Raw genomic sequence first — 13,603 nt, forward strand, 5'->3', positions numbered from 1 at the left:
ATCAAACTCTTTATTTAAAGATTATGTAAATTACTTTATTGGTGCTCTTCACGAAACGCATTGCATGCATCGCGATCTTCACACTCACCATATAAATATAAGCTGTGATTGGTCAGTTTTATCTTATTCTTTTTGGCAATCAACAATTGGCGTTTTTCAATCATATCATCTTCAAATTCAACCACTTTGCCACAACGTAAACACACCAAATGGTCGTGGTGTGCCTTGTGGGATAGTTCAAAGACTGACTTACCACCTTCAAAGTGGTGGCGAGTAACTATACCGGCATCATCAAATTGATTTAATACACGATACACAGTAGCTAGACCAATTTCTTCTTGTTGGTCTAATAAAATTTTATAAACTTCTTCGGCACTGACGTGTTGATTCGCGGGCTTTTGTAGGATATCTAAAATTTTGATTCTTGGTAAAGTAACCTTTAATCCAGCTCTTTTTAATTCTTCATTTTGATCTGGCATACAAACCTAACTGAGTCCATGATTGAATAAATATGATTGAAATTATAGGGGGTTATTTCATTGGATAAAAGGGCTAAACGAGAATTATTTTCAGTAAATTTTATCTATTGAAGCGATTTGAAAAGCATCGAGTATAAATCCGACAACTATTGTCGTAAAAAAAAGCCCTGCATCATGCAGGGCTTTAAGAATTCAAGTTGTAAGAATATTATGTCTATTAGTCGAGCAACTCAGAAAGACACATTTCATCGTTCAGTTGTTCAATCCAAGCATCAACACGTGCTTCGGTAAGTTCTGGCTGACGATCTTCATCAAGAGCCAAACCAATGAAAGTGTTTTCATCTATAAGGGCTTTAGATGCTTCAAACTCGTAACCTTCCGTTGACCATTGACCAACCATGATAGCCCCTTTAGCTTCAACGATATCACGAAGTGGTGCCATCGCATCAACAAAGTATTCAGCGTAATCTTCTTGATCACCTAAACCAAAAATAGCCACTAATTTGTCGTTGAAGTCAATTTCTTCAAGCTCTGGCAAAAAGTCATCCCAGTCACATTGGTTTTCACCATAATACCAAGTAGGGATACCTAAGATAAGCAAATCAAACTCTGCAATATCTTCTTTGGTACTTTTTGCGATATCCTTAACATCTACGTTTTTTTTACCCAACTTCTTTTGGATCATTTTGGCTACGGCTTCGGTATTACCGGTATCACTGCCAAAAAAAAGTCCGACTGTTGCCATCTTCTAAACCCTTAAATCTTAATTACTTTCAGTTACTAATGCTTTTGTGATCAAACACTCAATTAGCTGACTTCGGCTTACGCCTTTATCTTTTGCTAGATTGTCTAGCTTTGCAAAGACATCGGAATGTAATTTAAATTCCACCCGTTTTAAGCCTTTACTTTTATCTCTTTTTACTTGATTTCGCTTGTTAATCTTAACCTGTACTTCGCGCGAAAACGGATTCGTTTTTGGCCGTCCTGGTCGTTTTTCATCAACAAACAAATCGATTGTTGTTAAATCTGCTGCTTGTTTAGCCATAAATCAGCCTATTCCTTTACTTTCCCAAATGATTTGAATCACCCCTTTGGCGATAAATCCGGCACATCCTAGAAACAAGACAAGATAAACAACGTATCTGCCTTTTTTAGGTACATCATTTTTCTTCATCACGTCGTGGATCGACATACCAATAAAGAAAAAAATGACCAGGAAAAATAAATTCAAGCCAATCGATTCGATTAATTCGATATTTTCTAGAAGCATACTACACCTTGCTTATGATACCGATTGGTAATATCGGCGAACTATACCATAAGGTCATGCCTATTTACATAAAAAATCTTGATAAAAATGGCGGTAAAAAATACCCATTATTTATCGCTTTAATCACTCAAATATCTGCCTGGGCGCTAAGAATTCAAAATAAAGTCTTTCACTATTTTGTTAAAAGCGGCAGGTTTTTCCGCGTGCAACCAGTGACCTGCGCCTTGAATGATTTTAGCCTTAGCATTGGGGAAAAAAGCAACTATGTGTGGTCTGTGTTCCGGTTTTATGTAATCTGACTGGCTACCTTTAATAAACAATACCGGTTTATCAAAGTGACTTTCACTTTGGTTACCGGCAATAACTTGATCATATGCGTCACTGATATAGTTAATATTTGCCCGCCAATAAAACCCATCTTCAGCTTTGGCTAAGTTCTTCAATAAAAATTGACGTACCCCCAACTCTTGTACGTACGCTTTTAATTTCTCATCAGCTTGTTTACGATTTTCAATGGCATCTGGATTAATTGACTTTAAGCCAGCAATGATTTGTTGATGAGAATGTTGGTAGGTGACAGGAGCAATATCAGCAACAATGAGTTTTTCAACCTTCTCAGGGGCATTTAGTGCACACTGCATAGCAATTTTTCCCCCCATTGAATGACCTAATAGAATGGCTTTTTCAATGTTCAAATGGGCCATGAGGGTTAAAATGTCAGCCGCCATGTCGTTATATGCCATTGACCTGTGGTGAAACGAGTTACCATGGTTACGAACATCAACACTGATTACTTGGCTATAGTGTGCGATGTCTTTGGCCACCGAGTTTAAATTTTCTAAACTGCCAAATAAGCCGTGAATGACGATGATTGGGGGTTGATTAGGGTGAAGCTCCCCTTGAACGGTGTAATTTAGAAGATTGTTTTGCATCGATATCTTAATTTAAGCCATTTATTTAAAGGGGCGTATAATAGCGTAATCAATTGGCTAACGAAACGCTCAATTAAAGCTAAAGATTGCTCACCCAGACGTTATGTTGATGATAATTTTTTCTAACGATGAAAAAGAGTTTGTTTTGACTCAATAAAAAATTTAAAAATCGAGTCATAATCTGCTAGAGAGTTACCAATAAGACACGTATAATTGGACACTTTCTAATAATAAGTCTAGTGGAAAGTAAATGAAAACCATCGAAGTTGATGACGAGCTATATCAGTATATTGCCTCAAATACCAAGTTTATTGGTGAAAGCGCCTCAGATATTTTAAGACGATTATTAATCATTGATCAAAAGGTTGCGACAACTGATACAGATACTGTGAAGCCGGTCTCAGAACAACAAAAACAAAAAACAGAGCAAGACATCGATCAATCAGCAAGCTTAGATGCAGACGTTACAACAGCTTTAAATGACGGCGAAAATAACGTTGATGTTATTACCGAAACGCAGGCTGAATCAAGCGTAAACGATACACCGGTTTATAACCAAGATGTTTTCGATCTGATCAACAAAGAAGAGTTAGCGACTCAACGTGGCGCAGTAGGACGTTTTCTACTGATTTTATCCGCTTTGTGCCGTGTTCACCCACAACAATTTAACGAAGTATTAGATATTCGTGGTCGTGACCGTTTGTACTTTGCCACCAGTGAATCTGATTTATTGGAAAATGGCAGTTCGACAAAACCAAAACAAATACCGGACACAAAATACTGGGTGATCACTAACTCAAACACCACAAAGAAAAAGTTAATGTTAACCGATGTTGCTACTGTTTTGGGGTATTCAGTAGAAGAAACCGAAGCAATCCGAGATCTTTTATAACCTAAAATATCAAGCAACACTGATATAAGGACACTTAATGAGCATCCATCCTCACGCTGGGAAACCAGCAAGACCCGAAGACAGAGTTAATATCGCCCGTCTCACGAGTGATTATTTTCTCTATAAACCTAATGCCGACATCGTCGAGCAAAAGGTAACTTTTGGTACATCCGGCCATCGGGGCAATGCTTCAAAAGTCAGCTTCAATGAACATCATATTTTAGCGATTTCACAAGCGGTAGCTGAATACCGTAAGCAGCATGGCTTTACTGGTCCACTTTATCTAGGGAAAGATACTCATGCCTTGTCAGAGCCTGCTTTTGCCAATGCGATCAGTGTACTAATTGCCAATGACGTGCCTGTTGTTATTCAACAGGATGAAGGTTTTACGCCAACTCCTGTGATTTCTCGTTTGATCATAGCGCATAATAAAAAGCACTCTGAGCAAGCCGATGGTTTGATCATTACACCGTCGCACAATCCACCAACCGATGGTGGAATCAAATATAACCCACCACATGGTGGTCCTGCAGAAGGTGGTATTACCAAGCTAATTGAACAACGTGCTAATGAATTACTTGCCAACAATTTAGCGGGGGTAAAGCAGTTACCATTTAGCGCAGCAATGCAATCACCTTTACTACAGCGTGCTGACTTTATTGACTTTTACACTAAAGAGTTAGCTCAAGTTATTGATATGGAAGCTATTCGCAAAGCCGGTATTCGTATTGGTGCCGATCCATTAGGTGGCTCAGGTATTGATTATTGGCCTGCAATCGCCAAAGAATATGGTTTGAATATCGACGTGGTTAACCCATTAGTTGATGCAAACTTCTCTTTTATGAGTCTTGATAAAGATGGAAAAATTCGAATGGATTGTTCATCACCTTATGCCATGGCAAGTCTCATTGCGATGAAAGACAATTATGACATTAGTGTTGGTAATGATCCTGACTTTGACCGCCATGGTATTGTGACTAAATCGGGTGGGTTAATGAACCCCAACCATTATTTAGCCGTGGCCATTAACTACCTATTTACCCACCGAAATGATTGGCCTGCGACAGCAAAAATAGGCAAAACACTGGTTTCAAGCTCATTAATCGACCGCCTAGCGGTAAAACTTAATAAGCCTTTAGCAGAAGTGCCGGTTGGGTTTAAATGGTTTGTCAATGGCTTAATGGATGCCAGTTTTGCCTTTGGTGGTGAAGAAAGTGCCGGTGCCTCTTTCTTAGCCAAAGATGGTAGCTGTTGGACCACAGACAAAGATGGCTTTGTAATGTGCTTATTGGCCGCCGAAATGTTGGCGGTAACCGGTAAAGATCCACATCAGTGGTATCTTGAATTGGCCAGCGAATTAGGTGAATCAAACTACGGACGAGTTGATGCCGTTGCCACTACAGCGCAAAAGAAAGTGTTAACCTCGTTGTCACAAGATGATATCAGCACAGAGACCTTAGCGGGTGAAAAAATTCTTGCGGTTTTAAGTCATGCACCGGGCAACAACGCCGCCATTGGTGGTGTGAAAGTGGTGACTGAAAACGGCTGGTTTGCCGCTCGCCCATCAGGTACTGAGGAAATTTATAAAATTTACGGTGAAAGCTTTATCAGTGAAGAGCACTTACAAACTATTTTTGTCGAAGCCAAAGAGTTAGTGAGCGCAGCATTTAAAAAAGCCGGTTTATAAAATCTGTACGTTATAGCGACTCATCTGTTTAAACGCCATCCATCTGTGATGGCGTTTTTTTATTCAATGCACCCAAATGATTCAATGACTTTAGGATATTATTCGCCTCAACAAGAAATTTTGCATAGAATAGCGTGAATCTGAAAATCAGGGGGTACCAGTGCCAAATATAAAACAACAATTATTAATTAACGGCGACTTTCTTGCGATTACGCGTCAATATCCACATCAGTTACCTGAAACCTTTTCTCATACCTTAATTCACCCAATCAGTGGCCAACAGACCCTGATGCGGGTGCTTGATACAGGGATCATTAGCTTTGAGCCTGGTCATGCAACGTCGAATAAAGATATAGTGTTGTCCTCAGCCGTACATGGTAATGAAACGGCGCCGATTGAAATTTGTCAGCAGTTAATCCAAGAGATTATTTTTGGCGATTTAATCTTGACCGAAAGGGTATTGTTTTTATTTGGTAATCCTGCTGCCATTAACTTAGGCCAGCGATTTGTCGAAGAAAACATGAACCGTTTGTTTTCTGGGGCTCACAGTGACGGTGCCGGTTTGGTCAATGAAGAACGAAAAAGAGCCAAAGTACTGGAAGATGTCCTCAGCGAATTTTACCAACAAGGTAGTCAAATTTCGCCGCAAAGAGAGCGATTACACTACGATTTACACACTGCTATTCGAGGTTCAAAAAACGACAAGTTTGCGGTTTATCCCTATTTAAGAGAACGTGAACATAGTAAAGAACAATTACAGTTCTTATTAAGTTGTGGAATTAACACAATTTTGATCTCGAACAGTCCAACCACTACGTTTAGTTACTTTTCAACCAATAGGTTTCAAGCGCATGGATTCACCGTAGAGCTTGGTAAAGTAAAACCGTTTGGTGAAAATGACATGGCTAATTTTGCCGCGACTAAGCAAAGTTTAAGCCGTTTATTAAGCGGACAACCGTTGATGCTTGGTCAATATGAGCCAAGTAAATTTAACTTATTTAAAATTTTTAAAACCATCAATCGAACGGCCGAGCACTTTGTGCTGCATTTTCCTGATGATGCCGAAAACTTCACCGACTTTCCAGTGGATTATTTATTAGCTACCGATGGTGAGATTGAACATCGAGTCACCGAGCCTGGTGAGGCGATTATATTCCCTAATGCGGATGTTGCTATCGGCCAACGGGCATTATTGACGGTTATTCCAACGACTTTGTAACGACTTTAACGTGGTGAATAAAACGAGCCGTTTAGGTAAAGGCTTTACCTTGGGTAAAAGTGTAAAGCCTTATTTCCACTAATATTTAAATTTACGTTGTTAATTTTACTAAAATATTGCACTTCAGTTTACGTATGGGTAAAGTTTTCGACATTCTAAAATAACGAAAATATGCTCTAAAAAAGGTGACAGGTGTCACCAATATTAACAATATGGCGACAGCCAAGAGCAAATAACTATTACTGTAGGGAACAACAAAGAGAAGCTTATGCACTCACAAACCTATCAAGCAGACCGAGTGACTCATGCACCTGAGTACATCGACGGTCATAGCGTCGACATTCCAATATTAAAAATTTTACAGCAAGACGGCACTACATACTCTGGTGCGGAACTACCGGACATTGATCAAAAGCTGGCGACAAAAATTTACCATACACTAGCCATGCACCGTGTTTTAGATGAACGCATGGTCGCGGCCCAACGTCAAGGTCGAGTGAGCTTTTACATGACCGCGCTTGGTGAAGAGGCCGCAACGGTTGGTAGCGCCGCAGGACTTGATGATAACGACATGATCATGGGTCAATACCGTGAACAAGGCGCATTGATGTTTCGCGGTTTTAGCCTTGAGAACTTTATGAATCAAATGTTTTCAAATGAAAAAGATTTAGGTAAAGGTCGTCAAATGCCAATTCATTACGGTTCTAATGAATTAAATTACATGACCATTTCTTCACCTTTAGGGACCCAAATTCCACAAGCAGCAGGCTACGCTTATGGCCAAAAGCTAAAAGGGAATAAACAATGCACTATCTGTTATTTTGGTGAAGGCGCGGCGTCAGAGGGGGATTTTCATGCCGGCCTTAACATGGCCGCGGTTCATAATGCACCGGTTATATTCTTTTGTCGTAATAATGGCTACGCCATTTCAACCCCGTCAAAAGAACAATACGCTGGTAACGGTATCGCGTCTCGCGGAGTGGGGTATGGCATTAAAACCTTACGAGTCGATGGTAACGACATTTTTGCGGTATTAAAAGCGACCCAAGTTGCGCGCAAATACGTTATTGAACATAACCAACCGATGCTAATTGAAGCAATGTCTTATCGCCTTGGTGCTCATTCAACTTCGGATGATCCAACCGGTTATCGTACCAAAGATGAGGAAGCGAAATACGCTGAGCACGATCCAATTTTACGAATGAAAAACTGGATGTTAGCGCAAAATTGGTGGAGTCAAGAACAAGATTCTGAGTTGTTCGAAGGCTTGCGAGATAAGGTGTTAAAAGCGGTGAAAACGGCTGAGATAATAGACAAACCCGAGTTAGACGAATTAGTTACCGATGTGTACGACCAAGTGCCAGAGCATTTACAGCAACAATTGTCGGATTTAAAACAACACATTAAGAAATACCCACAAGCCTATCCGGTGACGTCAGGGAGAATAAAATAATGCCGCAAATGAATTTATTACAGGCAATTAATAATGCGCTAGATATTGCCATGACCGAAAATGATAGCGCGGTATGTTTTGGTGAAGATGTCGGCCATTTTGGTGGCGTTTTTCGTGCCACCAGTCATTTACAAGAAAAATTTGGTAAAGACCGTTGTTTCAATAGCCCGTTAACTGAGCAAGGTATTTTAGGTTTTGCCAATGGTTTGGCAGCTCAGGGCAGCGTCCCCATTGCTGAAATTCAATTCGCTGACTACATTTTTCCAGCATTTGATCAAATCGTTAATGAAACGGCAAAGTTTCGCTATCGCAGTGGTAACGAATTTAATGTGGGGAACCTAACCATTCGTACCCCTTATGGGGGAGGAATTGCCGGTGGTCTTTATCACAGTCAATCACCAGAAGCGTATTTTGCTCATACCCCAGGTTTAAAAATTGTGGTACCACGCAATCCATACCAAGCTAAAGGTTTGTTATTAGCCTCCATTCGAGACAACAATCCGGTGGTGTTTTTTGAACCAAAGAAATTGTATCGCGCGTCCGTAGGTGAAGTACCGGCAGAAGATTACCAATTACCACTGGGCAAGGCTGAAGTGGTCAAAGCCGGCACTGATATAACCTTGCTAGGTTGGGGGGCCCAGATGGAGACCCTCGAAAAAGCCGCCGAAATGGCGGAAAAACAAGGCGTTTCTTGTGAAATAATTGACTTGCGAACCATTTTACCATGGGATGTTGAAACGGTTGCCACCTCTGTGGCTAAAACGGGCCGTTTGTTAATTAACCATGAAGCACCATTAACCGGGGGGTTTGCTGGTGAAATTGCTGCGACCATTCAAGAAAAATGCTTTTTACACCTAGAGTCACCAATCGCTCGTGTGTGTGGGCTTGATACGCCATTCCCGTTGGCTCATGAAAAAGAATATATGCCGGACGAATTGAAAACATTTGAAGCAATCATGGCTTCGGTAAATTATTAGGAAGACTAAAATGAGTATAGATTTTATTTTACCGGATATTGGTGAAGGCATAGTGGAATGCGAACTGGTTGAATGGTTGGTCGCTGAAGGGGATCATATTAAAGAAGATCAACCCGTTGCTGACGTAATGACCGATAAAGCCTTGGTGCAAATTCCAGCTATGCACAGTGGTGTGGTAACCAAGCTCTATTACAAACAAGGGGATATCGCCAAAGTACATTCACCTTTATTTGCGATGGAAAAAGAAGGTGAACAAGCATCAGCCCAAATTGAAGCCCCATCTGCTTCTTGTCAAAATTCTGAGTCAGTGCAAAGCTCATTGAGTACGTCCTCGGTGGTTGAAGATTTTATTTTACCTGACATTGGCGAAGGCATTGTTGAATGTGAAATCGTTGAATGGCTTGTTAGCGAGGGTGAGGTCATTGCCGAAGACCAAGCCGTTGTGGATGTGATGACCGATAAAGCCTTGGTCCAAATCCCTGCTAAGCATGCCGGCAAAGTGGTGAGCCTTTATTATGATAAAGGCGATATTGCCAAAGTCCATTCGCCTTTGTTTGCCATTGAACACCGTGTTGACTCTGGTGGTGAAAATGTTTTATCGCACACCGAAGCGCTCGCAAGCGAACCTGCTTCAAGCGAACCCGCTTTGAACAACACGTTAAAAACGACACAAGCGATTACAACACCTAGCCAAAGCAACGCCAATAAAGTCATTCAAAGTACTTCAACACCATCAGGTAAGGCATTGGCCAGCCCCGCTGTGAGACGTATTGCCAGAGAGCTAAACGTCAATATTCATCAGATCCCAGGCTCAGGACCAAAAGGACGGGTGTATAAAGAAGATGTCATAAATTACACTCAACCAGACACAAATAACGTTGATACACCAGCGAAAACCACCCCAGTTGTTGGAAATTCTAAAGTAGAACCCATTCGTGGCGTTAAAGCCGCTATGGCAAAGGCTATGGTGGCGTCCGTGTCGAGCATACCGCACTTCACCTATTGTGAGGAAATTGACCTAACTAAGCTTATTGCTTTAAGAAAAGAGCTGAAAGAGGTTTACGCTAAGCAAGATATTAAGCTCACCATGATGCCATTTTTTGTCAAAGCAATGTCGTTGGCGTTAAAACAGTTCCCATTGATGAACAGCAAAGTGAACGACGACTGCACAGAAATAACCTATTTTGACGATCATAATATTGGTATGGCGGTTGATTCTAAAGTTGGCTTGCTGGTTCCTAATGTTAAACAAGTTCAAAACTTATCGATTGTTGAAATCGCCAAAGAAGTGACTCGTTTGACCAATGATGCTCGTCAAGGTCGGGTGGCCTCTTCGGACTTAAAAGCCGGCACCATTAGTATCTCCAATATTGGCGCGATCGGTGGGACTGTTGCTACTCCGATTATCAACAAACCGGAAGTTGCTATTGTGGCGCTGGGTAAATTGCAAACCTTGCCACGATTTAATGAGCAAGGTGATGTTGAAGCACGCTCCATTATGCAGGTGAGTTGGAGTGGCGATCATCGCGTTATTGATGGTGGCACCATCGCTCGCTTTAATAATTTATGGAAATCTTTCCTAGAAGAGCCTAGTAATATGTTAATGCATATGGCATAACGTGAGTATCATCAATCACTTAACACGTGGTTAACAATTTAAAACGCCCGCATATCTTGCGGGTTTTTTGATCGTGTGATTTAATCTGAGTCTGAAAACGTTCTTTCCCCCGTTTTAAAGGGGTTTGAACAGGTCTATCGCAACGAGAATATATTTACCCTAGATGATAAAACACATACGTACTTTTCTACTTTTAGCATGCACCACAGCTTGTTTTACCACGTTTGCTAGCATTAACCAAGGCACCGTCTACCAAGCTAAAGTCGATTTAGTTAAAGTCGACAAATCGTCGCGCAAAATGTACTTATACGCCGGTGATAAACTTGTCAAAAAGTACCATATAGCGCTTGGCAGTCAACCCAAAGGCCATAAAGAGCGAGTTGGGGATGAAAGAACACCAGAAGGTGAGTACAAGCTTGACTATATTAAAGAAGACTCGTCTTTTTATCGGGCAATGCACATCAGTTATCCCAATAAACAAGACATTGAACGGGCAAGAGAGAAGGGCGTTAACCCAGGTGGTTTTATTATGATCCACGGTCAAAAAAATGGTACTGAGCACAGAGCGAAAATGGCTCAAAGGTTTAATTGGACGAACGGCTGTATTGCATTAACCAATGAAGAAATGGATGAATTTTTAGCCTTAGTTGAATCGGGTACTAAAATCAGTATCGAGTGGTAAGCTGGTATTTTAAAGTTTAACTTAAATGGATCAAAGCGATTGTTTTGGTCCATTTTTCATATCTAATACACCGTTTTCATGCAATTTACTTGTTCTGTTTGAATTCAAGCCTTAGTCGCTTTATTTAGAACATCTGAAAGCAAATCTTTGCCCTTTTTATTTGTTGTCACTATAAATTATGATTTTGACAATGATTAACGTTAACGAGTCATTGCTCATTACAAAAATGGCGACAAGCAGAGCAGGTTGGTATTAAACACAAAAAAGGGACCTACAATAGATCCCTTTTCGATTTGAGCTCAGATGATTTGAGCATAAGTTACAGGGGTTACATTACACGCATACCCGGCTCAGCACCATTGTCTGGGCTTAAGATAAAGATATCTTTACCACCAGGGCCTGCGGCAATGATCATGCCTTCAGACATCCCAAAGCGCATCTTACGCGGCGCAAGGTTAGCAACCACCACGGTTAATTTACCAATTAAATCTTCAGGTTGATAAGCCGATTTAATGCCAGCAAAGATTTGACGAGTTTCACCACCTAAATCCACTTCAATTTGCAGTAGTTTATTGGCTTTCTCAACGTGCTCAGCTTTGATGATTTTTGCGACCCTAAGATCGACTTTAGCGAAATCGTCAAAACTGATTTCTGCACTAATAGGGTCATTGGTTAAATGCTCACTTACCGGCGCTTTTTCTTCGGTTTGAGTGCTGGCTAAATTGTCTTTTGATGCTTCAACCATGGCGTTTACTTTATCCATTTCGACACGTTGTAATAGCGCTTTAAATTTATTGATCTTGTGATCTAGTAATAAAGCTTTATGGCCATCCCAGTTCAGATCATCGTTTAAAAAGCCCGCTGTTTTAGCTGCTAGCTCTGGTAAAACCGGCTTTAAGTAAATCATTAAAATACGGAATAGGTTAATACCTAAAGAGCAAATGTCCTGAACTTCTTGACGTTTGCTTTCATCTTTAATTAATTGCCATGGCTCTTTAACCGCTATGTATTCATTTACCTTATCGGCAAGTGCCATGATTTCACGCATCGCTTTACTAAATTCACGAGCTTCATAGTGTGCTGCAATAGAATCACCGGCGTTCATCACTTCGTTTGCTAAAGCTTGATCGTCAACATGACTTGATAACATTCCGTCAAATTTCTTGCTGATAAAGCTTGCACAGCGAGATGCAATATTAACCACTTTGCCAACCATATCTGAGTTGACACGTTGAGCGAAGTCTTCAAGGTTTAAGTCTAAATCATCAATACGACTGGTTAGTTTGGCAGCAAAGTAGTAACGAAGATATTCTGGGTTTAAATGTTCTAAATAAGTACGGCCTTTGATAAAGGTTCCTTTAGATTTACTCATTTTTGTACCGTTTACGGTCACAAAACCGTGGGCAAATACATTGGTTGGCTGGCGATAGCCTGAGCCTTTTAGCATGGCAGGCCAGAATAATGAGTGGAAGTAAATAATATCTTTACCAATGAAGTGATAAAGCTCTGCTGCTGAATCTTTTTTCCAAAACTCATCAAAGTTAATGCCTTTTTTATCACATAGGTTTTTAAAACTTCCCATGTAACCAATAGGTGCATCTAGCCATACGTAGAAAAATTTACCCGGTGCGTTAGGAATTTCAAAACCAAAATACGGCGCGTCGCGAGAAATATCCCATTGCTGAAGCCCAGACTCAAACCACTCATTTAACTTATTCGCCATTTCTTCTTGTAACGCGCCACTGCGAGTCCAGTCTTGCAACATGTCTTTAAATGCAGGCAGGTCAAAGAAGTAATGCTCTGAGTCTTTAAGTACAGGTGTTGCACCTGATACTACAGAAATTGGGTTAATTAAGTCCGTTGGTGAATAGGTTGCACCACAGCTGTCACAGTTATCACCGTTTTGATCTTCGCTCTTACACTTAGGGCAGGTACCTTTTACAAAACGGTCGGGTAAAAACATTTCCTTTTGTGGGTCGAATAATTGTGAAATGGTGCGCGTTTTAATGTGCCCATTTTCATTTAAACGGTTATAAATTTGCTCGGCAAAAAGGCGGTTCTCTTCGCTATGGGTCGAGTGGTAATTATCGAACTCAATTTGGAAATCAGCAAAGTCGGCCATGTGTTCTTCACGAACTTGGTTGATCATTTCTTCAGGGCTGATACCAAGTTGTTGTGCCTTCAACATAATTGGCGTACCGTGTGCGTCATCGGCACACACATAATATGTTTCGTGGCCACGCATTTTTTGGAAACGAACCCAAATATCTGTTTGAATGTACTCTAATAAGTGGCCTAAATGGATTGGCCCGTTAGCGTAAGGCAACGCACTGGTTACCAAGATCTTGCGATTTTTGCTGGTCATTGACGAAAATTACCTAAATAAAAGTAGAT

The 13,603-nt window shown here is 40.7% G+C and carries 13 protein-coding genes; 7 read left to right on the forward strand and 6 right to left on the reverse strand.

The window, feature by feature from the left end; genetic code table 11:
- Positions 1–35: 35 nt before the first annotated feature.
- The 5 genes from fur to ACAY00_RS06380 form a co-directional block, all read right to left on the reverse strand.
- On the reverse strand, positions 36–479 hold the full coding sequence (gene fur, locus ACAY00_RS06360) for a ferric iron uptake transcriptional regulator (RefSeq protein WP_371378811.1): 444 nt from the start codon (positions 477–479) through the stop codon (positions 36–38).
- Between the two features lie 217 nt (positions 480–696).
- Positions 697–1,224: a flavodoxin FldA gene (fldA, locus tag ACAY00_RS06365; RefSeq protein ID WP_371378813.1), complete on the reverse strand. Its 528-nt coding sequence runs from the start codon at positions 1,222–1,224 to the stop codon at positions 697–699.
- A gap of 18 nt (positions 1,225–1,242) precedes the next feature.
- A complete protein-coding gene (gene ybfE, locus ACAY00_RS06370) occupies positions 1,243–1,524 on the reverse strand; it encodes a LexA regulated protein (RefSeq protein ID WP_371378816.1) in 282 nt (93 codons plus the stop codon).
- A 3-nt stretch (positions 1,525–1,527) separates the two neighbouring features.
- Positions 1,528–1,749, reverse strand: a complete 222-nt coding sequence (locus ACAY00_RS06375) for a DUF2788 domain-containing protein (protein WP_371378818.1) — start codon at positions 1,747–1,749, stop codon at positions 1,528–1,530.
- 146 nt (positions 1,750–1,895) lie between these two features.
- Complete coding sequence (locus tag ACAY00_RS06380; RefSeq protein WP_371378821.1) at positions 1,896–2,681, reverse strand: alpha/beta fold hydrolase; 786 nt, start codon at positions 2,679–2,681, stop codon at positions 1,896–1,898.
- 250 nt (positions 2,682–2,931) lie between these two features.
- On the opposite strand from ACAY00_RS06380, the gene seqA reads away from it, so the two are divergent.
- The 7 genes from seqA to ACAY00_RS06415 all read left to right on the forward strand — a co-directional run bounded on the left by seqA (position 2,932) and on the right by ACAY00_RS06415 (position 11,209).
- Positions 2,932–3,573, forward strand: a complete 642-nt coding sequence (seqA, locus tag ACAY00_RS06385) for a replication initiation negative regulator SeqA (RefSeq protein WP_371378823.1) — start codon at positions 2,932–2,934, stop codon at positions 3,571–3,573.
- 37 nt (positions 3,574–3,610) lie between these two features.
- Positions 3,611–5,260 (forward strand): phosphoglucomutase (alpha-D-glucose-1,6-bisphosphate-dependent), encoded by a 1,650-nt coding sequence (gene pgm / locus ACAY00_RS06390; protein ID WP_371378826.1) that lies wholly within the window; start codon positions 3,611–3,613, stop codon positions 5,258–5,260.
- A 160-nt stretch (positions 5,261–5,420) separates the two neighbouring features.
- Positions 5,421–6,479 carry a succinylglutamate desuccinylase gene (gene astE / locus ACAY00_RS06395; RefSeq protein ID WP_371378830.1) on the forward strand — a complete coding sequence of 353 codons (1,059 nt, stop codon included), beginning with the start codon at positions 5,421–5,423 and terminating at the stop codon, positions 6,477–6,479.
- 268 nt (positions 6,480–6,747) lie between these two features.
- On the forward strand, positions 6,748–7,932 hold the full coding sequence (locus tag ACAY00_RS06400) for a thiamine pyrophosphate-dependent dehydrogenase E1 component subunit alpha (RefSeq protein ID WP_371378832.1): 1,185 nt from the start codon (positions 6,748–6,750) through the stop codon (positions 7,930–7,932).
- Entirely contained in the window at positions 7,932–8,909 is a 978-nt protein-coding gene (locus ACAY00_RS06405) for an alpha-ketoacid dehydrogenase subunit beta (protein ID WP_371378835.1), read from the forward strand. Before ACAY00_RS06400 ends, ACAY00_RS06405 begins: the two co-directional genes overlap by 1 nt.
- Positions 8,910–8,919: 10 nt before the next feature.
- On the forward strand, positions 8,920–10,527 hold the full coding sequence (locus tag ACAY00_RS06410) for a dihydrolipoyllysine-residue acetyltransferase (protein ID WP_371378838.1): 1,608 nt from the start codon (positions 8,920–8,922) through the stop codon (positions 10,525–10,527).
- Positions 10,528–10,690: 163 nt separating this feature from the next.
- Entirely contained in the window at positions 10,691–11,209 is a 519-nt protein-coding gene (locus tag ACAY00_RS06415; protein ID WP_371378841.1) for a murein L,D-transpeptidase family protein, read from the forward strand.
- 328 nt (positions 11,210–11,537) lie between these two features.
- On the opposite strand, the gene metG is transcribed toward ACAY00_RS06415, so the two are convergent.
- The gene (gene metG / locus ACAY00_RS06420; protein WP_371378844.1) at positions 11,538–13,574 is read right to left on the reverse strand and encodes a methionine--tRNA ligase; all 2,037 of its coding nucleotides are present in this window, start codon (positions 13,572–13,574) and stop codon (positions 11,538–11,540) included.
- Positions 13,575–13,603 lie beyond the last annotated feature (29 nt).

The sequence above is a fragment of the Thalassotalea sp. 273M-4 genome, assembly GCF_041410465.1.
GTDB lineage: Bacteria > Pseudomonadota > Gammaproteobacteria > Enterobacterales > Alteromonadaceae > Thalassotalea_A > Thalassotalea_A aquiviva.

Excerpts from the sequence above, each read along its gene's own strand:
- fur (WP_371378811.1), bottom strand. The coding sequence starts at position 479 with ATGCCAGATCAAAATGAAGAATTAAAAAGAGCTGGATTAAAGGTTACT.
- fldA (WP_371378813.1), bottom strand. The coding sequence starts at position 1,224 with ATGGCAACAGTCGGACTTTTTTTTGGCAGTGATACCGGTAATACCGAA.
- ybfE (WP_371378816.1), bottom strand. The coding sequence starts at position 1,524 with ATGGCTAAACAAGCAGCAGATTTAACAACAATCGATTTGTTTGTTGAT.
- ACAY00_RS06375 (WP_371378818.1), bottom strand. The coding sequence starts at position 1,749 with ATGCTTCTAGAAAATATCGAATTAATCGAATCGATTGGCTTGAATTTA.
- ACAY00_RS06380 (WP_371378821.1), bottom strand. The coding sequence starts at position 2,681 with ATGCAAAACAATCTTCTAAATTACACCGTTCAAGGGGAGCTTCACCCT.
- seqA (WP_371378823.1), top strand. The coding sequence starts at position 2,932 with ATGAAAACCATCGAAGTTGATGACGAGCTATATCAGTATATTGCCTCA.
- pgm (WP_371378826.1), top strand. The coding sequence starts at position 3,611 with ATGAGCATCCATCCTCACGCTGGGAAACCAGCAAGACCCGAAGACAGA.
- ACAY00_RS06400 (WP_371378832.1), top strand. The coding sequence starts at position 6,748 with ATGCACTCACAAACCTATCAAGCAGACCGAGTGACTCATGCACCTGAG.
- ACAY00_RS06405 (WP_371378835.1), top strand. The coding sequence starts at position 7,932 with ATGCCGCAAATGAATTTATTACAGGCAATTAATAATGCGCTAGATATT.
- ACAY00_RS06410 (WP_371378838.1), top strand. The coding sequence starts at position 8,920 with ATGAGTATAGATTTTATTTTACCGGATATTGGTGAAGGCATAGTGGAA.
- ACAY00_RS06415 (WP_371378841.1), top strand. The coding sequence starts at position 10,691 with ATGATAAAACACATACGTACTTTTCTACTTTTAGCATGCACCACAGCT.
- metG (WP_371378844.1), bottom strand. The coding sequence starts at position 13,574 with ATGACCAGCAAAAATCGCAAGATCTTGGTAACCAGTGCGTTGCCTTAC.